Annotated in this window: 22 protein-coding genes; 17 read left to right on the top strand and 5 right to left on the bottom strand. The window is 71.3% G+C overall.

What is annotated here, in order from left to right; all coding sequences use genetic code 11:
* Positions 1 to 51 precede the first annotated feature (51 nt).
* From LPA54_RS16660 to LPA54_RS16645, 4 genes are all read left to right on the top strand, one after another.
* Positions 52 to 2,298: an ATP/GTP-binding protein gene (locus LPA54_RS16660; protein WP_228978431.1), complete on the top strand. Its 2,247-nt coding sequence runs from the start codon at positions 52 to 54 to the stop codon at positions 2,296 to 2,298.
* A gap of 20 nt (positions 2,299 to 2,318) precedes the next feature.
* Positions 2,319 to 2,735 (top strand): conjugal transfer protein TraB, encoded by a 417-nt coding sequence (locus LPA54_RS16655; RefSeq protein ID WP_228978428.1) that lies wholly within the window; start codon positions 2,319 to 2,321, stop codon positions 2,733 to 2,735.
* A gap of 83 nt (positions 2,736 to 2,818) precedes the next feature.
* On the top strand, positions 2,819 to 4,963 hold the full coding sequence (locus tag LPA54_RS16650) for a chromosome segregation protein ParM (protein WP_228978427.1): 2,145 nt from the start codon (positions 2,819 to 2,821) through the stop codon (positions 4,961 to 4,963).
* Between the two features lie 77 nt (positions 4,964 to 5,040).
* The gene (locus tag LPA54_RS16645) at positions 5,041 to 5,229 is read left to right on the top strand and encodes a hypothetical protein (RefSeq protein ID WP_228978425.1); all 189 of its coding nucleotides are present in this window, start codon (positions 5,041 to 5,043) and stop codon (positions 5,227 to 5,229) included.
* A 1-nt stretch (position 5,230) separates the two neighbouring features.
* Here LPA54_RS16645 and LPA54_RS16640 read toward each other — a convergent pair whose 3' ends face one another.
* The gene (locus tag LPA54_RS16640; protein WP_228978423.1) at positions 5,231 to 5,392 is read right to left on the bottom strand and encodes a hypothetical protein; all 162 of its coding nucleotides are present in this window, start codon (positions 5,390 to 5,392) and stop codon (positions 5,231 to 5,233) included.
* Positions 5,393 to 5,613: 221 nt separating this feature from the next.
* Between LPA54_RS16640 and LPA54_RS16635 the strand changes: the two genes are divergently transcribed.
* From LPA54_RS16635 to LPA54_RS16585, 11 genes are all read left to right on the top strand, one after another.
* Complete coding sequence (locus LPA54_RS16635; protein ID WP_228978422.1) at positions 5,614 to 6,108, top strand: hypothetical protein; 495 nt, start codon at positions 5,614 to 5,616, stop codon at positions 6,106 to 6,108.
* Positions 6,109 to 6,156: 48 nt separating this feature from the next.
* Complete coding sequence (locus LPA54_RS16630; RefSeq protein ID WP_228978418.1) at positions 6,157 to 6,723, top strand: hypothetical protein; 567 nt, start codon at positions 6,157 to 6,159, stop codon at positions 6,721 to 6,723.
* Complete coding sequence (locus LPA54_RS16625) at positions 6,720 to 6,968, top strand: hypothetical protein (protein WP_228978416.1); 249 nt, start codon at positions 6,720 to 6,722, stop codon at positions 6,966 to 6,968. Before LPA54_RS16630 ends, LPA54_RS16625 begins: the two co-directional genes overlap by 4 nt.
* Before the next feature lie 79 nt (positions 6,969 to 7,047).
* A complete protein-coding gene (locus tag LPA54_RS16620; protein WP_228978412.1) occupies positions 7,048 to 7,302 on the top strand; it encodes a hypothetical protein in 255 nt (84 codons plus the stop codon).
* A gap of 113 nt (positions 7,303 to 7,415) precedes the next feature.
* A complete protein-coding gene (locus LPA54_RS16615; protein ID WP_228978410.1) occupies positions 7,416 to 7,646 on the top strand; it encodes a hypothetical protein in 231 nt (76 codons plus the stop codon).
* A 197-nt stretch (positions 7,647 to 7,843) separates the two neighbouring features.
* Positions 7,844 to 8,272, top strand: coding sequence for an RRQRL motif-containing zinc-binding protein (locus LPA54_RS16610; RefSeq protein ID WP_228978408.1), 429 nt, complete (start codon positions 7,844 to 7,846; stop codon positions 8,270 to 8,272).
* Between the two features lie 16 nt (positions 8,273 to 8,288).
* The gene (locus tag LPA54_RS16605) at positions 8,289 to 8,537 is read left to right on the top strand and encodes a hypothetical protein (RefSeq protein ID WP_228978406.1); all 249 of its coding nucleotides are present in this window, start codon (positions 8,289 to 8,291) and stop codon (positions 8,535 to 8,537) included.
* On the top strand, positions 8,534 to 8,827 hold the full coding sequence (locus LPA54_RS16600) for a hypothetical protein (RefSeq protein WP_228978403.1): 294 nt from the start codon (positions 8,534 to 8,536) through the stop codon (positions 8,825 to 8,827). Before LPA54_RS16605 ends, LPA54_RS16600 begins: the two co-directional genes overlap by 4 nt.
* 108 nt (positions 8,828 to 8,935) lie before the next feature.
* Entirely contained in the window at positions 8,936 to 9,148 is a 213-nt protein-coding gene (locus tag LPA54_RS16595; protein ID WP_228978401.1) for a hypothetical protein, read from the top strand.
* Between the two features lie 128 nt (positions 9,149 to 9,276).
* On the top strand, positions 9,277 to 9,444 hold the full coding sequence (locus LPA54_RS16590; RefSeq protein WP_228978399.1) for a hypothetical protein: 168 nt from the start codon (positions 9,277 to 9,279) through the stop codon (positions 9,442 to 9,444).
* Positions 9,445 to 10,038: 594 nt separating this feature from the next.
* Complete coding sequence (locus tag LPA54_RS16585) at positions 10,039 to 10,260, top strand: hypothetical protein (RefSeq protein WP_228978398.1); 222 nt, start codon at positions 10,039 to 10,041, stop codon at positions 10,258 to 10,260.
* A 243-nt stretch (positions 10,261 to 10,503) separates the two neighbouring features.
* Here LPA54_RS16585 and LPA54_RS16580 read toward each other — a convergent pair whose 3' ends face one another.
* Together LPA54_RS16580 and LPA54_RS16575 are read right to left on the bottom strand one after the other, a co-directional pair.
* Complete coding sequence (locus LPA54_RS16580; protein WP_228978396.1) at positions 10,504 to 11,874, bottom strand: hypothetical protein; 1,371 nt, start codon at positions 11,872 to 11,874, stop codon at positions 10,504 to 10,506.
* A gap of 1,372 nt (positions 11,875 to 13,246) precedes the next feature.
* Positions 13,247 to 13,528 carry a hypothetical protein gene (locus LPA54_RS16575; protein ID WP_228978395.1) on the bottom strand — a complete coding sequence of 94 codons (282 nt, stop codon included), beginning with the start codon at positions 13,526 to 13,528 and terminating at the stop codon, positions 13,247 to 13,249.
* A gap of 581 nt (positions 13,529 to 14,109) precedes the next feature.
* On the opposite strand from LPA54_RS16575, the gene LPA54_RS16570 reads away from it, so the two are divergent.
* Together LPA54_RS16570 and LPA54_RS16565 are read left to right on the top strand one after the other, a co-directional pair.
* Positions 14,110 to 15,360: a ParA family protein gene (locus LPA54_RS16570; RefSeq protein ID WP_228978394.1), complete on the top strand. Its 1,251-nt coding sequence runs from the start codon at positions 14,110 to 14,112 to the stop codon at positions 15,358 to 15,360.
* On the top strand, positions 15,357 to 16,637 hold the full coding sequence (locus tag LPA54_RS16565; protein ID WP_308112863.1) for a ParB/RepB/Spo0J family partition protein: 1,281 nt from the start codon (positions 15,357 to 15,359) through the stop codon (positions 16,635 to 16,637). Before LPA54_RS16570 ends, LPA54_RS16565 begins: the two co-directional genes overlap by 4 nt.
* Positions 16,638 to 16,918: 281 nt before the next feature.
* Here the strand turns inward: LPA54_RS16565 and LPA54_RS42875 are convergent, their stop codons facing one another.
* Both LPA54_RS42875 and LPA54_RS16555 read right to left on the bottom strand, forming a co-directional pair.
* A complete protein-coding gene (locus tag LPA54_RS42875; protein ID WP_228978393.1) occupies positions 16,919 to 18,568 on the bottom strand; it encodes an IclR family transcriptional regulator C-terminal domain-containing protein in 1,650 nt (549 codons plus the stop codon).
* 5 nt (positions 18,569 to 18,573) lie between these two features.
* Complete coding sequence (locus tag LPA54_RS16555) at positions 18,574 to 19,152, bottom strand: RNA polymerase sigma factor (protein WP_228978374.1); 579 nt, start codon at positions 19,150 to 19,152, stop codon at positions 18,574 to 18,576.
* Positions 19,153 to 19,482 lie beyond the last annotated feature (330 nt).

Raw genomic sequence — 19,482 nt, 5'->3', positions numbered from 1 at the left:
GTGCACACGAGACCCCACTGTCTGTCAAGTTCCCAGGAGGGGAGGTGCCCCGTGTCCGACGAGTCCGACGAGACCGGCGGCGGGACCCTGGTCCACGGCCCGTGGAGCGGTGATTCCACCTACGAGCTGCCGCCGATCCCGGATTTCATCGACACCATTCCGCCGCCGGAAGACGTCCCGGAGGCTCCCCCGGAGAGCCCGGAGGAGACCACCATGGAACTCCCCGCAGTTCCGGCGGCCCCCGACCCCGCACTGGCAATGCGTTCCGAGGGAATCGTCCCGCCGGTAACCGGGGAATCCGAAGGCGCATACGCGGAGGGCGAATACGAACAGCGCCGCTCTCTCGCCGACCGTCTCGGTGACTGGTTGGAATTCCGGCTGGAAATGGCGCGGGCCAATCACGAAAGCGAGGCGCCTTTCCGCGAGGCTGAAATAGCGCGGAAGGCGGCGCTGATCGAGGGCCGCACCGCTCAGGAAGTCGCGATGATGGAGCAGAACGGAAAGCTCCACGCCGCGATGATGAAAGCGAAGGGCGACAAGGCGGCGGCGCGCGGAAAGGCCGACGCCGACCGCACGAAGGCGTCCGGCTCCGGGATGGGGACGGACAAGGGCCGCTCGAAGGCCGGCGGCGGTGGTGGCGGGTCCTCGCGCGGCGGTGGCGGCGCGGGGCCCTCCCGCACCAACTCCGGCGCCGGGCCGAACCGGTCCGGGCCGTCGCGCGGCTCCAACTCCGGCGGCCCTGGCGGCCGTTCGGGGACCGGCGCGACGGGGGGCGGCGGAGGCGGCAAGGGCGGCGCGAAGGGCCCCGAACGGGGCTCTGGCGGCCGTGCAGCCGGTTCCGGGCGCGACGGGTCGTCCGGGGGCTCGAAAGGCTCTCAGACGGGCTCTGGCGGCTCCGGCCGCAGCGGCGGCTCGAAGGGCGACGGCAACGGTCGGGCCGAGCGCGGTCCGGCATCCAGCGCCCGTGCCGAGCGGGCCCGCGGCCGCCAGGAGCGCGCCGGGGCCCGGCAGGCCGGGCGGCAGGAACGGCGCAGCGCCGGGCACGCCGCCGATGTCGCGGACCGGTCCAAGGACCGCGACCAGGCCCGCGCGCAGCGGCAGCAGGCGTGGGAGGAGCGCCGCGCCAAGAAGGCGGCGCGGGCGGAGGCGCGGAAGGCGAAGCGGGAAGCTGCGGCGTCGGCCGGCTCGGGCCGCACCACGTTGGGCCAGGCCGTCGGCGAGGAAGCCCAGCGCCGCTTCGACAAGCGCCGCGCCGACGCGAAGGCCGCCAAGGAGGCGAAGGACGCCAAGGCCGCTGGGGCGGAGAAGGTCAGCCTGACCAAGGAGAAGGACTCCAAGGGCAAGGGCTCGGAGGACTCCAAGGCCAAGGGCGCCGACGGCAAGGACTCCAAGGCCGCCAAGGACGGGCCTGACGGGGCCTCCAGCGCCGCGAAGGACGGCAAGGCGGGCGACGAGCCGGGCAAGGACTCCAAGGCCGGTGACGGGGTGTCTGGCGGCGCGAAGAAGCGTCGGTTCCGGCGTCGGCGCACCGCCAGCACGGGCCGGGCCGGACGTCGCGGCCGTACGAGCCGCGCCGGTCGCACCGGTCGGGCTGGACGCGGTCGTACGGGACGCTCCGGACGGTCCGGCCGCCCGGCGGACAGTCCGTTCGGCGCGGAGGATTCCACGCCGACAGTGGAGTGGCCCGACCGGCCCACCCGCCCGCCCCGCACCGGCACCAAGAGCGGTGAGGACGACATCGTCGACGCCGACATCGTCCCCGACGGACCCGCGGCCGTCACGACCGGCGTGCGGGGCCTGCCGCCCGCGCCGGAGCCGCACACCGCCAGGCCCGGCACCAGCCGGCCGACCAGCATGGAAGGGAGCAGCGTGAGCAGCTCGCAGGTCAGCAGGCCGTCCGGCAACGGCGGCCTGGCCGCCCAGCACCGCACGGACATCACGTTCGACGAGTACCTGATAGAGATGGCGAACATCGCCATCCAGGCCGCCTCCGACCAGGAGCGGGCCGAAGCCCTCGCGGAGGCCCTGGACAAGGTCGCCGACGCCCTGCGGGACATGGCCACCGACCTGGTCGGCGACCACAACGTCAGCACCCAGGTCACCGAGCTGATCTCGGACCTGGCCGACTCCGCGGCCCGCATGAAGCAGCAGGCCGAACGGTGCGCGACCGAGTGCGGGCTGGCCCTGGAGGCCGCCAAGCTCGCGGCCGCGATGGTCGCCCGCGTGTACGGCGAGGACATGGCCGCCAAGGAAGACGCGGGCCTGACGTACACCTCGGCCGCCGCCCACCACGACTAGAAGCAGAGAGGAAACCGCTGATGAGCAGCCCCGCACCCCGCACCGACGGCACGGCGCCCGCCGTCGCCGACGGCGACAACCGCTACAAGGCCGTCCAGGCCAAGCTCGACACCCTCGGACGCGCGCTCGACGACGCCGGGCTCGGCCTCGAGGAGCTCATGCGCAGCATCCGCAGGAACACCAAGCGGGCCGAGGACGTGGCCCGCGACATCGACAACGCCGGACTCGACGCGAAGTTCGTGGAGCTGACCAGCAACGTCGCCGTCGCCCTCGGCGGCGCCGGGGTGCAGGTCAAGAAGCTCTCCGACACCGCGCAGGAGACCGCCGACCTCACCCACCAGACCCGGCGCACCCACGCCCGGCTCTACGGCGCGCTGGACGACATCCGCTCGGGCCGGCGCGAGAAGACGCCCCGGCCCGGGTTCTTCAACCGCTGACCCCCTACTCCCCCGCCCCTGACACGGGCGGCCCCGCGACAACGCGGGGCCGCCCGTGGCCATTCGCCCCGAAGGAGAAGCCGGTGGCCACGCCGCGCAGTGTCACGCTCGAACGCCTCGCCTACACCCTCGCCGCGCCCGTGCTGGCCGTGGCCCCGAACCTCTACCCAGACAGCCCCGTCAATCAGGTCGTGCAGCTCGCCGGCGCGGCCGGGATCGGCGGCTGGGTGCTCGCCGCCAAGAGCGACGAGTCCGGCGCCGGACGCAAGATCCTGCGCTGGACCCCGCTGGTTCTGGCCGCCGCCGTCGACGTCGCCGCCAAGAACACCGTCGGCTGGGGCCCGTACGGGATGGACGGGCTGCTCGCCGCCGGATGGGCGGCACTCGGCCTGCTGGTGCTGCCTTACTCCCGGCACTCCCGCCGCCGCCACCGTCCCGCCCTCGCCGCCCCCGCCCCGCAGCTGGCGCCCGCTGAAATCCCTGAGCCGGTGGCCCCGCCGGTGGTGGACGACGGCGCGGACCTGCTCACCCGCGAGGTGCGGATGCTGTGGGAGAACGCCGGGATGCCCGGCCGCACCCACGTCGTCAAGGCCACCCGGCACCCCGGGCAGCGGCACGACCTGACGATCCTGCTGCGCGCCTCGGAGACCGGACGGCCGATCACCGGCCTCACCGAGGCCGCGGTCGCCGCCCCGTTCGCGGTGCCCTCCAGCGACGTCGTGCTCTCCGAGGTCGCCATCCAGCCCGGCCGCCAGGGCGGCCCCGGCTGGATGGAGGCCCACATCACCCCCGACGCCAACCAGCGCCGCCGCACCAAGCCGACCGACCAGGAGAAGTGGACGGACCGGGTCGCCAGCGCCAAGGGCGGCGCCCCCGGCTCCGAGCTGGTCCACACCACCCGCGACAACGAGCGCGGGGTGACGTTCTACCGGGCGCGGATGGCCGACTCCACCGAGACTCCGCGCATCGACCTGTCCAAGGTCTGCCGCGGCCTGGGTCTGCCCGATGACGACAGCCGCGTCTTCGTCCTGGTCGAAGGAGCCGAGTTCCTGATCAGCGTGTTCGACACCCCGCCGCTGTCCCCGAAGTTCCCCGCCACCCGCGAGCTGCTCACCCCGGACGCCAAGGGCATGTACGTGTGCGGGTTCAGCATCACCGGCCAGCCGGTGCACAACTTCGTGTTCCAGCACGACAAGAACGCCGCCAAGCACGGCCTGGTCCTCGGTGTCACCCGCGGCGGCAAGACGCAGTTCTTCGCCGTCACCATGGTGGCCGAGTCCAACGCCGGACAGATCGTGTGGCTGTCGTCCTGCTTCAAGGACGAGAAGACCACCGCCCTGGGTGAGTACATCGACCGCCAGGGCATCACCCCGCTCTACATGGCCCGCCAGCTGCGCGCGGCCAAGGCCCTGTGCGAGATCCGGGCGGAGATGCCGTGGGCGCACGACGGCAAGCCGCACGACTACAAGCCCGGCGACCCGCGCTGCCCCTACAAGCAGCTCAACGTCTACGCGGATGAGTTCATGACCGCGAGCCAGGACCCCGAGTACGGCGAGTTCATCCAGGCCGACGGCGACGCCCTGACCGTCATGGGCCTCAAGTACGGCATCGGATTCAACCCGGCCGGACAGTCGCCGTTCGCGCACAACGGCTTCTCCACGGAGATGAAGGACAACCTGCGGCAGAACAGTCGGCCGGTCATCTTCAACATGGGCTCGCCCGGCGCCACCCGCAAGGCGGCGGAGGGCACCATGGAGAACGCCTACGACGTCCCGACCATCCCCGCCCGCTACGCCCCCAAGGAAGGCAGCGCGATCGAGCGGGCCATGGCCGGCGAGGCCGAGCCCGAGAACGGCGTCTCCACCGGCGGCGTCGCGGTCGTGGTCCTCGACAACGGGCGGGCCGTCCTGATGAAGGCCCTGTACGTCGACTTCGACCACGACCTCTCCAGCCTGTTCCCCAGCGAGATCCACCGGCTCACCGACTACGAGATCGAGGAGCTGACCAAGCTCGGCCTGTGGTTCGACTGGAGCGAGCCCGAGCCGCGGCCCGGCGAGTTCTGGCCCGAGCCCGACGAGGACGACGACGGCGACGGCAAGCCCCGCCGGCGCGGAGGCGGCGGCAAGGGCGGAGGCGGGCGCGGCTCCAAGAGCGGCCGCCGCGCCGAGCCGAAGGTCACCTCGCCCCGCCAGGCGCTGGAGGCCATCAAGAGCCTCACCAACGCCTGACCCACCCACTCATCGCCCAGGGGCCGGCCCGCCCGAACAGCGGCCGGCCCCCGTTCTTCACGAAGGAGTCCCCCGTCGTGGGCCTGTCCATCTCCGCCGCCGCGCTGCTCGCCATCATCGTCGTCGTCCTGGTCAAGGGCGGACACGTCCGCGTCGGCCCCGCGCTGACCTGCACGCTGTTCGGCTTCACCCTCGCCGCGACCGGCCTGGCCCCGGCCATCAACACCGGCCTGACCGCGCTCGCCGGACTGCTCGCCAGCTTCTGACCTACGCCTCGGTCCACGGCGGGTCGGGCGTGTAGTTGAGCCCGTCGCAGAAACGGCAGTCCCACTCCGAGGGGATCTCCCACTTGTCGACCCAGAAGCCGACCTGCCTGCCGACGAAGTAGTTGTCCCCGCCGCACCAACCGCAATCGAAGACGAACTCCACCCGAATCCCTCCACCGCGCTGCCGGATCGAGGATGCCCGGGGCGCCGGGCGGTGACTACCCACCCGCCAGCCACAAACCACCTGCTGCACAACGCCGAAGGGCGCCGCCGGACACGACTCCGGCGACGCCCTTCCCCGCTGCGCGCGACCACTCCCCCACGCGCCCTCCCCGCCACCACGGCCGGGAGGGCGCACCCTTCCCGCGTGATCGGAGACCCCTGATGGACCCCCTGCACACCACCCAGTCCGGCCTGCCCGAGTGCGAGGCCGCGGCCGAAGCCCGCCGCCTGCTCGATGAGTGGGCGGGCAAGCCCGTCCGGCAGCACCCCACCTCCTACCGCGACGACACCGCACCGCCGGCCTTCGGCACCACCCCGCCCGTTCCGCAGCCCGACCACCGGATCGTCCCGGCCTGGGCGGCCGGGATCGCCGTCGCGAGCATCGGCGTGGGCGCCGGGATCACCGGCATCGGCTGCGGCGCCTGGCTCGTCCTGCAGGGCCTGGCCTCCGTCAGCCTCGCCGGGGTCCTCATGGTCACCCTGCCGTTCGCGGGCCTGGCCATGGCCGCCACCGCCATCGGCGGCGCGATCAGCAAGGCCCGCACGGCCGTCACCAAGAACGTCTACGAGGGCCCGGTCACCCACCACACCGAGATCCACAACAACAGCACCACCCGCGGCGCGTTCTTCGCCCGCACCCGCAACGACATCCACTGACCCGCCCACCACCATCACCCGCCTTCCGGCACAGGGAGCAGCCACGCCATGACGCACAACGACAAGCCGATCAACGGCCAGGACAACCCTTCCTTCCTCGACCTGTTCAACCAGCTGCCGCCCGTGCCGCCCGTGCCGCCGGCCCCCGAGCTGGACGGCCAGCACGGCACGGGGCGGCTCGCGTGGCTGCGCGCCGCGTGGAAGGCGTCCTGGGAGGAGGGCGGCTTCCTCTACGAGCGGTGGGAGGAGGTCGGCCAGGCCCGGCACGTCAGCTGGTACGAGATCGCCACCTGGATCAAGGCCGCCCTCCTGTTCGGCGGGCTCAGCCTCATCGTGCTGATGCTGGACGCCGCCGGCGACATCGTCTCCGCCACGCTCAAGGGCCTGTCCGATGTCCCGGCCTCCGGCGCCGGCGACAGCAGCAGCCTGTGGGGCACGGTCGACCACCCGATCAGGGTGTTCCTCGCCGACCAGGCCGCGCACCTGCCCGTCGCCCCGGCCGCCCTGTACGCGTTCTGGCAGCTGACCGGGCTGGTCGGCCTGGTCGGCGGGTTCTTCGGCAACGCCGGCGCCCGCATCGCTGGCTGCTGTTCGGGATCGGCTCCCTCGCCATGATCTGGTCCGCCACCCCGGCCGGAGGCCGCGCCGCCGCCACCGGGCTGGCCGCCCTCATGTGGGCGCTCGCCAGCATCTTCGCCCTGCGCGGCCTGACCCTGCGGCCGGTCGTCCATAACTACCCGCCGCAGTTCCAGCCCCAGTTCAGCCCCGCGCTCCACATCCACGCCACCCTCCCCACCCCCACCCCGGGCGGGGAGGACTTCGGCGACGAGCCCGACAACGTCCACCCGCTCCAGCGCTGACCCCGGTCCGCTGCGCCTGCTCCGACACCACCTCTGGCGCGCTCCCGATCAGGACGCGCGCCGAACCGAAGGGAATCCCATGCAGCTCAAGGAGAACGAGTATCGGTTCGGCACCTTCCACGGCCGCCACGACGGCGCCCCGGCGAAGGTCACCGCCGTACGCGACGAGACCCGCCCCGAGCCGTACTTCTGGGTGTGCAGCTGCGGCGCCGAGCGCTCGTTCCCGACCGAGGACGGCGTGTTCGCCACCGCCTGGCGGCACACCCACCCCACCCGCCTGGACCGGCTGCGGCAGTGGGCCACCCGTCGACTGCGCACCCGCCGCGCCCGCTGACCTGACGCCCTGCCTGGCCCTCGCCCACCCCGTCCCGTACGGGGGCGGGCGAGGACCGGACAGGCCGCCCGGCCGCACGCACCACCCCGTCCGCGAGAGAAGGAGACATCGTCTTGGCGAAAGCGCCGACCGTCATAGGAGTGCTCACCGAGCCCCCGGCCCCGACCTGGTGGAAAGCCAACCGCCACAAGGTCTTCGGCATCGGCGGGCTGCTGATCGGCTACCTGATCGGCACCCACGTGGCAGGCGCCCCCGAGCAGCAGCCGGACCCGCCCCGGCCGGGCCACAGCACGCCCGCGCCCGGTGAGCACTCCCCCCGCACGGCCCCCGGCCTCGCCGCATAACCCAGCCGCACCACCCGCCGCGCCCCGCCGACACCCGCACTCCGTCAGCGGGGCGCAGCGCTGCCCGCCCGACGACTGGAGGAGAACCTCGTGCTCATCCCCCGCCCGCGCCGCCGGATCGGCCGGCCCCGCCCGCAGCGCCCCGGACCCCGCTACCCGCAGCGCCCCGCCCGGCTCCCCGGCACCTGGAGCAGGTGATGGACGACCAGGACCAGGAGCTGGTCGACGTCGACCCCTACGACCCCGGCGACGGCTCCTTACCGGTCTACCGGTGGAAGCAGGCCGGGCACGAGAACCTCGCGACCCGCCGCCAGCTGCGCGAGATGGGCCTGCGCCGCGGAGGCCAAGAGCCCGTCGCCCGGATCGAATGCCGTGGCGGCAAACGCTTCGCGTGGCTGTACCGCGTCGACCTGGCGAAGCCGAAGTTCGCGATGACCCTCGCGAAGGAAGCCGCGCTCGACAAGGCGATGGCCAAGCGCCAGACCTGCGGCATCTGCGGCCGGCGCTACTTCCACTGCATCCCCTTGAAGACCTTGGGCTCGTGTTTGGAGTGCTTCGACGGCACGCCCGCCGACCCCAGCTCCTACATCGCTCCCCCGGCGCCGGATCACCAGCTTGCCGCATGACCCGAGAGGACACACGATGCGTACCGCCCTGCGTACCTCCGCCTTCACCGAGCCCGACCGGCGCAAGGGCCTGCTCATCCGGTTCGCCACCACCGGCGGCTCGTACGCCGACGTCACCGGCTCCGGCGAGAACGCCCACGACAACCGCTGGAGCTGCCACGGCTGCGGCGACTCCTCCCGCGCCCCGGAAGTCAGCTACCTGTTCCGCATCCGGCCGGACGCCAACGACCACGCCACCGCCTGCCGCGCGATCCCGCTGACGTGACCGGCCGCCGCCTGCGGGCCGCCCTGCTGCTCGCCGCCCTCCCGGCCGCCGCGGCCGGGGCCGTCGCCGTCGCGCTCAGGGCCGGGCACCGGCGGCTGTACGCCGACCGGCACCGCATCAAGCTGATGCCCCAGCCCCGCCGCTCCTGCCCCGACTGCCGGGGCGACGGCGGCTGGTGGGCCGGCGGCGCGAACCCGGAGATGGAGGCGTGCGGCTGCTGGGCGAACCGGCCGGCCTGGCGCCTCCGGCTCCTGCCCGTCCCGGCCTGGCCGGACGAGCCCTCGTTCTGAACGACCCGACCCCGGCCGGTTAGGCCGGGATCGGACCTCGGGTGGCCGCGCATCGGCAAAGGGCCAGCCGCCCGCTCCTTCACCCTTCGAGATCAGGAGAAATCCAGCATGACGCATCGCTCCGCCCTCTTCGCCGCCGTCCTCGGTCTCGGTCGCGCCGGGTCGAACGTCGGTGATCATTTCGTGCAGTCCGACTACTGCGCCCGGGTCAAGGGCGCCACCGACGACAAGCCGGTGTACCTCACCACCGACGACCCGGACAGCGAGCCGACCGTCCACGGCACCGCGGCGGCATCAAGGCGTGCGCCTGGCACTGCCTGACCTACACCGCCACCCAGGCCCTCACGGTCGGGGCCGGTGCCCGCGTCCTGGGCATCCGGCTGCGCCCCGGCGCCGCCGCGGCCGCGCTCGCCCTGTCGTTCGTCACGCACTACGCCGCGGACCGCCGCGTGCCGGGCGGGCTGTTGGAGACGCTCGCCACGAAGACCGGCAAGGGCAACTTCTGGCGACTGGCCGATCACGGCATCAACGGCGCGTACTGCCTGGACAGCGCCTGGCACCACGGCTGGGAGACGGCCGCCGCGCTGGTCGCCACCATCGGGGCGAAGACCCGGTGACGGCACACCCCCGCACACGGCTGGACCGGGTGCGCGACTCGCTCGGCATCGCCCAGGTCGCCCGGAGATGCACTTCTCCACCCGGCAGCCCAAGCACACCGTCATGGCCGTCCTAGTCGCCGTCGCCCTGGAGCAGCTTCCCGAGGTGGAGCGGCGGGTGAAGGGCGAGTAGGACGCGCACCTGTCGCACTTCGGGAGAGTTCTGATGCCGTCACTTGGTCGTGGCAACTCGGTGCCCGCCCTCGTCGAGTCTTTACGCCAAACCGCTGAACTGCGGTTCGAGGTTCGAGGGGGTGGACAGGTTCCGGTCGGCCGCTGACGGCAGCCAGCCGGTATCGGGCCCGATTGCCCTGAGCCGGTCCGGTGACCTCCCACCGAGCCGGGCCTGATGTGTTGCCGCGCCACGAACTGGAGGAGAGCAGAGAGACGATGGGAAGTAGTAGAAGTCACCCGGACGAGGCGCAGGACACCCCCTCCGGACAGATGGGCGGGTGCTACAGGTACGCAGAGGACGGCGTCCTTCAGCAAGGTCCGCCGAAGGTTCGGGGGGTTCGGGAGGCTCGGGCTGTCCTTCACCCCAAGGCCGTCCGCACCATGCTGGTCGATGACGCCCTCGACGCCCTCGAGCGTGCGCAGCAGACCCTGAGCCGCCTACTCATCCCGATCACCGATACCACGGATGTCACCGAGGAGGAGCTCGTGCGCTGCTTGGCCGGTGTGGCCACCGACCATCGCAGCGACGCCACCGCCACGGTGGAACCCATCCTTCAAGCGCTCGTTCTGGGCAAAGCCCGGATCGCTGCCTTGCGTGCCTAACCGAACCTGCGGCACCCACGGGGTGGGCCGCGGGCGCCGGCACGCTGAAGAACCACCCCCACCCTCAGCCGATACCGAACTGCACCCAGGCGATCAGGGACCGCCCTCCGCCACTTCATCAGCCGCCAGCCGGCGCCGGAGCCTCCGAGACGGAGCAGCACCCGCGCTGAAACCGATGCACGTCCGGCACACGGAGGAGAAGACGTGTACCGGACGCGCGGCCCCGGTGCCGGCCGCCTCGGATCAGTTGGTGGTGACCTTGTAGGTGCTGTCGCCGCTGGCGAAGACCGGCGAACCGAAGGCGAACGTCGCCTTCAGGTCGGTGCCCACCGACAGCCCGGCGTCGAGCTTCACCGACGCCCACACCTGCGCCTGCTCACCGGGGGCCAGGTTCAGGTCGACTTTGTCGCAGGTCAGCGTCGTCTTGTCGGCGGAGCGGGTGCAGTCGGCGGTGTGCGTGGCACCGTTCGCCCACCAGCCGATCCGCGACGACGAGATCTTCGTGCCCGGCCCGGCCGTGACCGTGACCCGCTCGGTGCCGATCGTCGTCTTCCCGGTGTTCCGGATCTTCACCGCCGGGGTCGCGAAGCCACCCGCGACCACCTTCGCACCCGCCCCGGCGGAGGTGACCGTCGCGGTGTGGGCGGGCGGCAGGACATGGGTGACGCGCCACAGCGTGCCCGTCGCACGGTCGGCGATCAGCGCCGCACCCGAGGGGTCGAAGTCGAGCGAGTGGGGCTTGCCCAGGCCGGTCACCAGCGTCTCCGGTGTGACCGGGGCGGGCTTCGAGGGGTCGATGCGCCAGAGGCTGCCGCCCTGGAGGTTGTAGACACCGTAGATGCGGCCGGCCCGATCCATGCGGAGCAGGAAGTTACTTCCAACACCGTCGGCGATCTTCATCTTGCGGCCGGTCTCCAGCGACACCCGGTACAGGCCCCCGCCGTCCGCCTCCGTGACGTAGGCATTGCCCTTGCCGTCCAAGACGACCGAGACCAGTTCACGGTCGGCGACGAAAATCTCGGACGCCTTCCCGGTGGCGAGGTCGACCTCCAGCAGCGCCCGGGAGCCCTGCTGGGTGACCACATACGCCTTGCCCTTTCCGTCAAGGGCCAGGTCGATCGGGTTGAGGAGGGTGGCGACCTCGGTCTTGCGCCCGGTCTCCAGATCGATCCGCCACAGCTTGTCGGGGCCGTAGGCAACGTTGTACGCGGTACGGTCGTCGGCCAGTCTGATGGCGCTGCCGACCCCGGTCGTGATCGGGTCCTTCTCCCGCACCCCCGTCCGCGTGTTCACGCGGAACAGGGCGTCCTTCGCCTCGTCGATGACGTACAGCCACTCTCCCGTGCTGTTCAGCGCCGCTGCTCGCGGCGAGCCCAGCTCCGTGGAGACCCGGCGGCAGGCCGCCGACGGACACGACAGCGGCGGATCCACCTCGGCGACCACCGGCGACGCCGGGGCGAGACCCGGGGCGGCGGCCGGGGCGGCCGATGCCGTGGCGCCCGCCGCCCCGGCCAGCGCCGCGCCGAGCAGCACCACCGCAACGGCGCGCCCACCCCGGCGGCGGCCGAGGGAACCGTGTGACGCGGCGGACAGTATGGGTGTGCGCAGGTACATGGCGTACTCCTCGTCCCGAGCCCAGCGGCGGCGGACCGATTCCGCCTGACCCCGCAAAGGACCCGTACGCGGAAGACATGCGTCCCCATGCCGTGCGCCAAGCGCCTGACCGGCCCACCTGCTCCACCCTGGCCAACACACCGGCCACCACCCGGACGCGCACCATCCGCGCTGCGAACCACCACCCGCTGACGCGTGGACCGGCCCCGGGAGCGCCGGCAGTCGATCGCGTGCCCGGGGCTCAATCGGAAGGCGTCTCGCACAGGTGCGACACGCCAGCCGACACCGCGCCGGGCCGAAAGAAATCCTCGTGATTACTTTCCCCGCGGGCCCAGCGGCTGGCGGCCGCTCACCCTCCGGTCGTCGGCCCGCTCTGGGACTTCCACCCAGTGGCCGACGGCCGCGCTCGGCGGCCGTCAGGGTGCGCGGGTCGCGCGGCGGGGGCTCGGGGACCTCCCAGCCCCTGCCGACGCCCAGCGGGCGGCGGTTCATGGGGTGTCCCCCGCCACGTCCAGCGGCCCACCTCGTCCGGCGCGTACCAGGACCGGCCGCCCGGGATCGAGCATCCGTCCGCCACCATCGCCACCCCCGGCTCCGGGTCGCTCGGGTCGACAGGGACCTGCTCACCGTCCAGCGGCCCGCCGTGTAGACGGCGCGTTCTCCGCGATGGACCTCACCGCCCGCCACCCGCGCACCGGCGAGCTGCTGTCCACCGTGAAGTTCATGGTGCAAACCCTCGCCGCCGCCGGCGAGCTTCAGCGCGACCTGCAGCGCGAACTGACGTACGACGGGCTGCGTGCCGCCGAAGCGAAGGGCAGCAAGGGCGGGCGCCGCCCCGCGGTGGCGGCCGCGAAGACCGACGAATACGCACCGCGTACCTGGAAGGCCGCTCGATCGCCGCCCTCGCCCGCGAACACCGGGTCAGCCGCGGCGCTATCCGTACGGCCGTCGCCGACCTCCTGCCCGACCACGCCGCCAGGGAGGAGGAGACGCCGCCCCGGAGCTGCCGGTCACCCTCAACATGCCGGGCAAGGTCGCCGACTACCTCCGCACCACCGACCTGGAGCCCGCCGAGCACGCTGCGCCAGGAGTTCGGTGCCGACTACGCGCAAGGCGGCAAGGAGTGCGACGAGTACCCCTTCGCTGTCACCTATGAGGGCTGCGCGCTGCCCTCATACGACTCGACTGCGCCCAAGAACAACTCCTCCGCCCGTGCCCTGCCCAAGGCGGACAACGGCAACGCAGGCAACCTGCTCGGCCAGTTCCTGACACTCAACCGGATCATCGACGGCAAGGACGACGGCTTCTACGTCACCATCATCTAGCGGGACCGGTTGCGGGGGCGCGGGGTGGACCGCTCCCCCGCGGCCTTTCACTCATGGCGGGGCCAGAACTGGACGAGATAGCGCTCCACGCCCTCAGCGATCCCCTCGTCCTCGACGACACGAACGACTTCCTGCCGCCCCGCGCAGTAGACCCGCACGTGCCACTCACGATCCGGTGCTCCGAGCTGGACCTCCTCCGCGATCGGCCCACAGGAGACACTCCACACCTGCAGCGGCCCCGTCCGGCAACGCAGTTCGGCGTTGCCGCTCACTTCCCACGGCTCGCTCGCGTCGACAGGGGGCTCGCCATCCCACACCTCTGCTCGCATCACCGCGGTGTGCGTGTGCCCTGCGCTCGTCGTAGAAGTCCACCTCCGGTTCCAGCTCCTGGCAGCACACCACACTCGACTGCCCCATCGGGGTTCTCCTCTCCTCGCAAGTCCCCGCACCATCATGCTGGTCTGTGACGCAGGCAGGAGCGGGTTGGTCGAACCGTCGGTGGTTGGCGCGACTCTCCAGGGTCTTCGCTCGATCGGTGTGGAGGGCCAGGTCGAGGCTTCGCTGACTGGAGGCCTCCAGAGGACAGGGCCGTCCGACGGACGTCCGCCACCGGCCCGGGTCGGAGGCGCCGACCTCAGCGCCATGCTGCGGTGCCGTCGCCTCGCGTGGCTCGGGGCGGTGGGCTATCACGGCGTGATAGCCCACCAAGGCAGCCCGCTGACGGAACCGCCGGACTGTGCGGCACCCGCTGCGGACCTATCACGGCGTGATAGGCCTCGACCGTGTCCTGACGCGGACAAGGTCGTTACCCGCACGTCTGCGGAATTTGTCCCGTCCGCAGGCACGCGATTCAAGATAGCTAACGCGTCGAGAGAGTAAATCGGCCTCAGCGTTAGTACAGTGACGGGCTATGACGTCTCCTGACACCAGAGGCGACCGGGAGAAGGTCGTCTCCAAGCTGCCTTCCTGGCTCCGCCAAGAACTGAAGATCCGCGCCGTTCAGCACCGCATCGACATGCAGGACGCGGTCGAGGCCGGCATCACGGCCTGGCGCGGACTGGGATCCAACCTCTCCCCCATCGACACCTCCGGCGCCGAGTCCTTCGCCACGTTCCTGCCCGAAGAGCTCTGGGAAGGCTTCCGGGCCGACTGCAAGGACCGCGGCGTGTCCATGATTCAGGGCCTGGCCCAGTCCGTGCAGGTCTGGCTCGACAACCACCCGGCGCCTGCGGTGAAGCGCCCGGCGATCGTTCGACGCATCGTCGTCTGCAACCAGAAGGGCGGCGTCGGCAAGACGGCGATCACCGCCGGCGCGGGCGAGGCACTCGCGGAAGACCCAGGCGTCCTCGTGCCGGTGCGAGTCTCCAAGCACTTCGCGGCCATGATGCAGGAGCAGCCTGACAACGGCCACGACCCGCTCGCCCTGGAGGACCTCCCCGGCCTCGGACAGCGCGTACTGCTCGTCGACTTCGACCCCCAGGGCCACCTCACCAAGCAACTCGGCCAGGAACCCCTCCCGATGGACGGGGACTCCCTTACCAACCACATGGCCGGCGACGCCAAGGGCGACTTGCGCGACCTCATCGTCCCGATCGACGACACCCGATTCGGGGGGCGCCTGCACCTCCTGCCCGCCTGCACCGACGCCTTCCTCCTCGACGTCCGCCTCGCCTCCGTCCGCGCCCGCGAAGCCGCCCTCGAACGAGCGCTGTCCGCCGTCGAAAGCGACTACGACGTCATCCTCATCGACTGCCCGCCCAGCCTCGGCTTGAGCATGGACGCCGCCTCCTACTACGGCCGCCGCCGCCCCGACGAGGTCTCGGGCAACTCCGGCGTCCTCATCGTCGTCCAAGCCGAGGACAGCAGCGCCGACGCCTACGGCCTGCTCACCTCCCAGATCGAGGACATGCGCAACGACCTCGCCCTCGACATCGACTACCTCGGCCTCGTGGTCAACCACTACGACGCCCGCCGAGGCTTCATCGCCACCTCCTCCCTCCAGTCCTGGATGGACATAAAGGACCCACGCGTCGTCGGCGTCATCGGAGACCGCAAGGAACAGAAGGAAGCCGTACGCGCCAAGCTCCCCCTCCTCGCCTACGCCCCTCGTTGCGAGCAGTCCGTCGCCCTCCGCGCCCTCGCACGGGAGATCAGCAAGTGAGCAAAAACAAGATCAAGAACCTGGGCGCGGGATCCTCCTTCGCCCAGGCACGCCCCATCAGCGCCCGCCGCGCCGCCATCGGCGCCGTCGCAGTGGCGCCCACGGCCGGCGTCCCCGACCCCACCGAGTTGCCCCTCGACGCGATCAGCCAGAACCCCGACAACCCCCGCGAGGAACTGCGGAACCTCGAAGGCCTGGCCGACAGCATCCGCGAGATCGGCCTCATCACCGCCATCACCGTCGCCACCCGCGAGGCCTACCTCGCCGAACGACCCGACCGGGCAGCGGACCTCGACGACGGCACGCGCTACATCGTCATTGACGGCCACCGCCGACTCGAGGCCGCGCGTCTGGCCGGCGCTCGCACCATCCGCGTCAGCGTCGACAACGCCCTCGTCTCCACCGACGAGTCCCTCCTCGAAGCAGCGTTCGTCGCCAACGTCCACCGTGACGACATGAACCCCCTCGAGCAGGCCTACGCCCTGCAGAAGCTCGTGAAGTTCTACGGCTCGCAGAACAAGGCCGCCAAGCGCCTCGGCATCGGGCAGTCGACCATCTCCTCCAAGCTCTCGGTCCTCGAACTTGCCCCGGAACTCCAAGCTGACCTGGTCGCCGGCCGACGCACGATCGAGCAGGTCCGCAACCTTTCCAAGCTGTCCGCGGAAGAACAGCGACGCAAGGCCGACGAACGTGCCGCAGCCGCCAGAACCCCGAGCCCGTCGGGCGACCTATCACGGCGTGATAACCCGGACCGAGTCGAGTCGAACTCCAGCGGCGGGGGCCACGCAGAAGTGCCGGGTGACCTATCACGCCGTGATAGCAGGGAGCGGTACGAGCCGGGGTCCAGTGACCGGTCCCACGCGCAGACGGCGGGCGACCTTTCACGGCGTGATAACCCGAAGGAGCACGAGGCTGGCTCCCAGGGAGGCTCCCCAAGCCAGGCACCAGCTGACCTATCACGGCGTGATAACCCCTCCGCTGCGGCCGGAGGGGCGCCGCAAGAAGCCCTTCCGGAGCAGCGCACTGAGCTTCGGCTGGGTGACGTAGCCGGGGGAGTGCCATGGGCCGATGGGGCCGCGCTCATGGAGAGCGCGTTCACACGGCTTGACGCAGTGCAGCGCAGCTTCTTCATCCAGCGCTACTTCCAGATCACGAGCGGTGTGGAGGAGGTGGCGGCCTACATGGGACATGGACTGCGTCCCACCGACCGAGCCGAGCTGGCTACCGTGCTGCGTCAAGTCGCCGACCTGCTGGAGACGGAACCGCAGACCTCGTAGGACCGCGCAGGCACGGGGCGGACGGCCGGGGGAGAGCGCACCCTGGCCGAGGGCTGTCGCCGCCGCGCCGGCCGCGAAGGAACGAGCACTGTTCGGCTGCCATGCACGTCCCCAGCCAACTCGACCGCAGCCCTCGTCCGGAGAGACGGTCCGTGCCCGTGCGTCGTGCCCCTGGATTGTGAAGCAGACGCACGGCGGCGGACCGCCCTCCTGTTGCCCCCCAGCCCCGCTCACTGCGCGGCCGGAGTGCGGCTGCCTAGGCCCGCCGACAGGGCGCGAAGTCAGCGGCGGGTGACGAAAAGGCACCTTCTCGTATCAGTAAGGTGTCGGTGTAAGGGGGGCGGTGGAAGCGGCTTCCTCGGTGCTGCATCGGGCGGGAGGGGGACGCCTTCCGAGGCAGGCGGAGTGCTGAGAGGCGCGGCGGGGGGCGGGGAGCCTGTTCGCTCATGGGGAAGCGAGGCAGTGAGGACGGCGAGGAGTAGTCCAACTGAGCGATCGCTGAGGGTGCGGGCTGCCGTGGTGAGGCGATGCCGCTGGGCGAGGGGCAGGGACAGGGCGACGCATCGGGCCAACCCGGGCAGGGGGAGGGAAACAGCTGCACACACTGCGGTTTCCGAGTACTCCAAGACGTCGAAGTGTGAGCCGGTGGGACCGTGCCTGTCGACCTTGTCGAACAGGGCGCGTAGGTCGGTGATGGTCCTGGCGGTGAGGGGGAAGGGGCGCCAACGGGAGAGATGGTCCCGGCGCTCTTCGGAGGACAGCTGGGAGAGGATGCTCTGGCCGACCGCGCTGGCGTGGGCGCACTCCCGGAACGGAACGTGTTCGGCGACCTTCGGGGTGTCGGGCCCGTGCGCGGAGTGGGTGATGGTGATCTCTCCGTCGGCGTAGGCGCTGGCGTAGACGGCGGCACCGGTGTCCTGCCGCAACCGGTCCAGAACCTGCTGCAGTACGTCCTCGCCCCGCCTGCCCGCCTGCAGGAGCGGTCCGGCGGTGTGGGTGCCGTCGGGCATCGTGGTGGTGAGCAGGTTCTGGCTGAGCCAGCACAGCAGCTCGGCGGCTGCGGGGGCCGTTACGCCGGCGGCGCGGCTGGCGTCTGCGGTGGTGATGGAGCAATCCGTGCCATCGACCAATGCCAGGACGTCCAGGACGCGCAAGGCTGACTCCCACTCCAGCGGGGTGTGCTGAGGAGCACGGGAAGGTGCGGCCGGGGGAGCCCACAGGGCGGTGCGGTGCGGTACCCACAGTGTGCAGTCGACTTCGCTGCCCGGTGCCCTGCTGGCTGCGTCGACACGGTCGTCGGTGGCGGCTGCGTGCTTGTCGCGGGTTGCGGGCGGCCGGTGACTGTCGCTCGGGGGAGTGGGCTCCGGGGCGTGCCGGGGTGGAGGAACTGCAGCGAACGGCGTACCTGTTAGGGGTGCTGACACATTGATCGATGTGGGAAGCCGGAGGGCTTCGCGCACCTCGTCGACGAACAGTGGATCCTCTGCCCGGGACTCGTCGACGACCGCACCGGGAGGTCGGCCGGTAGTCGCGGTGAGCAACGTGGTCGCGTCACCATGGCCGTGCCGGGCCGCCTCCGCTACGAGGAAGCGCACCTCCTCGTAGCGGCCGACACCGATACGAGCAGTGAGGGCGGCCATACGGAACAGCGCACCGGGATGCCCGGCCTCCGCAGCCGCCCCCAGCCAATCGGCCGCCTGCAGCAACTCCCCGCGCAGCAGAGCCTTGGAGCCCAGGCGGTAAAGCGAGTTGGCATGGTCCGTGGTGCGGGCAGCCCGCACCTGTGCGGTCGTGCTCGGCCGACCGCCTGCCGTGGGCCGGTCCCAGAAGTCCGGCGGGCCGGCGAGCTGGCTCAGCAGCTCCGCGAGCGTGGCCGGGACCACCGGCTGGGGGCTGTCCGCCTCGTCCCGGTGGTCGTCGTACCTGCTCACATCCGTCACCTTGTCCCCTTCTTCCGGTGATCTGCTCTGATGTGCTCGGCGAGAATGTGCCTAAGGTGTGTGACAGCCTTATTGCGCAGGTTGTGCAGGCGGTGAGGGGCTATGCCTAGTTCGCCGGCAATCTGCACGTCGTTGAACCCCTGGCTCTGCAAGTCCACCACCTGCCGCTGCTTGCTGGCAGGCATCTGCTCGATCGCGGGCCGCACCAGCCCCCGCAGCAGGTCCTGCTCCTCCCGGACGGGGTCACGCTGGTGAGGAATGGAGTCGAAGTCCTCCCCGGCGTTCAGCGCGATACGCCCCTCCCGTCGTAACTGGTCCCTGGCGAGGTTGCGGATCGTCGTGCGTAGATACGCCCGTACGTCCTTCACCGGGGGCAGCCGCCCTTCCTGAGCGCTACGACCAACGCGCAAGAACGCCTCATGCACGATGTCCTGACAGGCCGCAAGCGAAAGGTGCGGGAACGCCGCATGCAGCACATGCGGCTCCCTACCGACGAAGTGCGGGTAGCACTCCAGAAGCCGCTGCTCCACCTCCGCCTTCAACACGACGGGCTTGCCCGACACTTCCTCGCTCACCACGGACGCTGCTCCGCACGCGACTCAGCCCCACCCGGGAGGCTCACGGTGACCCGCACCTCAACCACCGGGTCGGTGGTGGCGTCGACCGGCGTGACCGCTGCGCACCCGCATCCGCACCGGTGAGCATCGTCCAGCGGCCTCCCATGACCAAGGGACGGCCTTGCGCTGCGGGCCCACGGCCTGCGCTGCCACATCCGCGCCAGGGCGTACAGCGCGTGCACCGCGCTCACGGCGGCCGGGAAGAACCCGATCCACTCCAAGAACGGCGTCATGTAAGTGGGTCTCCATCTGTTCGTACAGCGGGACGCACCGCGCGTCCTCACCCCA

The sequence above is a fragment of the Streptomyces sp. DH12 genome (assembly GCF_020873895.1).
Classification (GTDB): Bacteria; Actinomycetota; Actinomycetes; order Streptomycetales; family Streptomycetaceae; genus Streptomyces.
This window is presented reverse-complemented; position numbering and strand designations above follow the sequence as displayed.

Excerpts from the sequence above, each read along its gene's own strand:
- LPA54_RS16585 (WP_228978398.1), top strand. The coding sequence starts at position 10,039 with ATGCTGGTCGATGACGCCCTCGACGCCCTCGAGCGTGCGCAGCAGACC.
- LPA54_RS16580 (WP_228978396.1), bottom strand. The coding sequence starts at position 11,874 with ATGTACCTGCGCACACCCATACTGTCCGCCGCGTCACACGGTTCCCTC.
- LPA54_RS16575 (WP_228978395.1), bottom strand. The coding sequence starts at position 13,528 with ATGCGAGCAGAGGTGTGGGATGGCGAGCCCCCTGTCGACGCGAGCGAG.
- LPA54_RS16610 (WP_228978408.1), top strand. The coding sequence starts at position 7,844 with ATGGACGACCAGGACCAGGAGCTGGTCGACGTCGACCCCTACGACCCC.
- LPA54_RS16595 (WP_228978401.1), top strand. The coding sequence starts at position 8,936 with ATGACGCATCGCTCCGCCCTCTTCGCCGCCGTCCTCGGTCTCGGTCGC.
- LPA54_RS16605 (WP_228978406.1), top strand. The coding sequence starts at position 8,289 with ATGCGTACCGCCCTGCGTACCTCCGCCTTCACCGAGCCCGACCGGCGC.
- LPA54_RS16630 (WP_228978418.1), top strand. The coding sequence starts at position 6,157 with ATGACGCACAACGACAAGCCGATCAACGGCCAGGACAACCCTTCCTTC.
- LPA54_RS16620 (WP_228978412.1), top strand. The coding sequence starts at position 7,048 with ATGCAGCTCAAGGAGAACGAGTATCGGTTCGGCACCTTCCACGGCCGC.
- LPA54_RS16635 (WP_228978422.1), top strand. The coding sequence starts at position 5,614 with ATGGACCCCCTGCACACCACCCAGTCCGGCCTGCCCGAGTGCGAGGCC.
- LPA54_RS16625 (WP_228978416.1), top strand. The coding sequence starts at position 6,720 with ATGATCTGGTCCGCCACCCCGGCCGGAGGCCGCGCCGCCGCCACCGGG.
- LPA54_RS16570 (WP_228978394.1), top strand. The coding sequence starts at position 14,110 with ATGACGTCTCCTGACACCAGAGGCGACCGGGAGAAGGTCGTCTCCAAG.
- LPA54_RS16655 (WP_228978428.1), top strand. The coding sequence starts at position 2,319 with ATGAGCAGCCCCGCACCCCGCACCGACGGCACGGCGCCCGCCGTCGCC.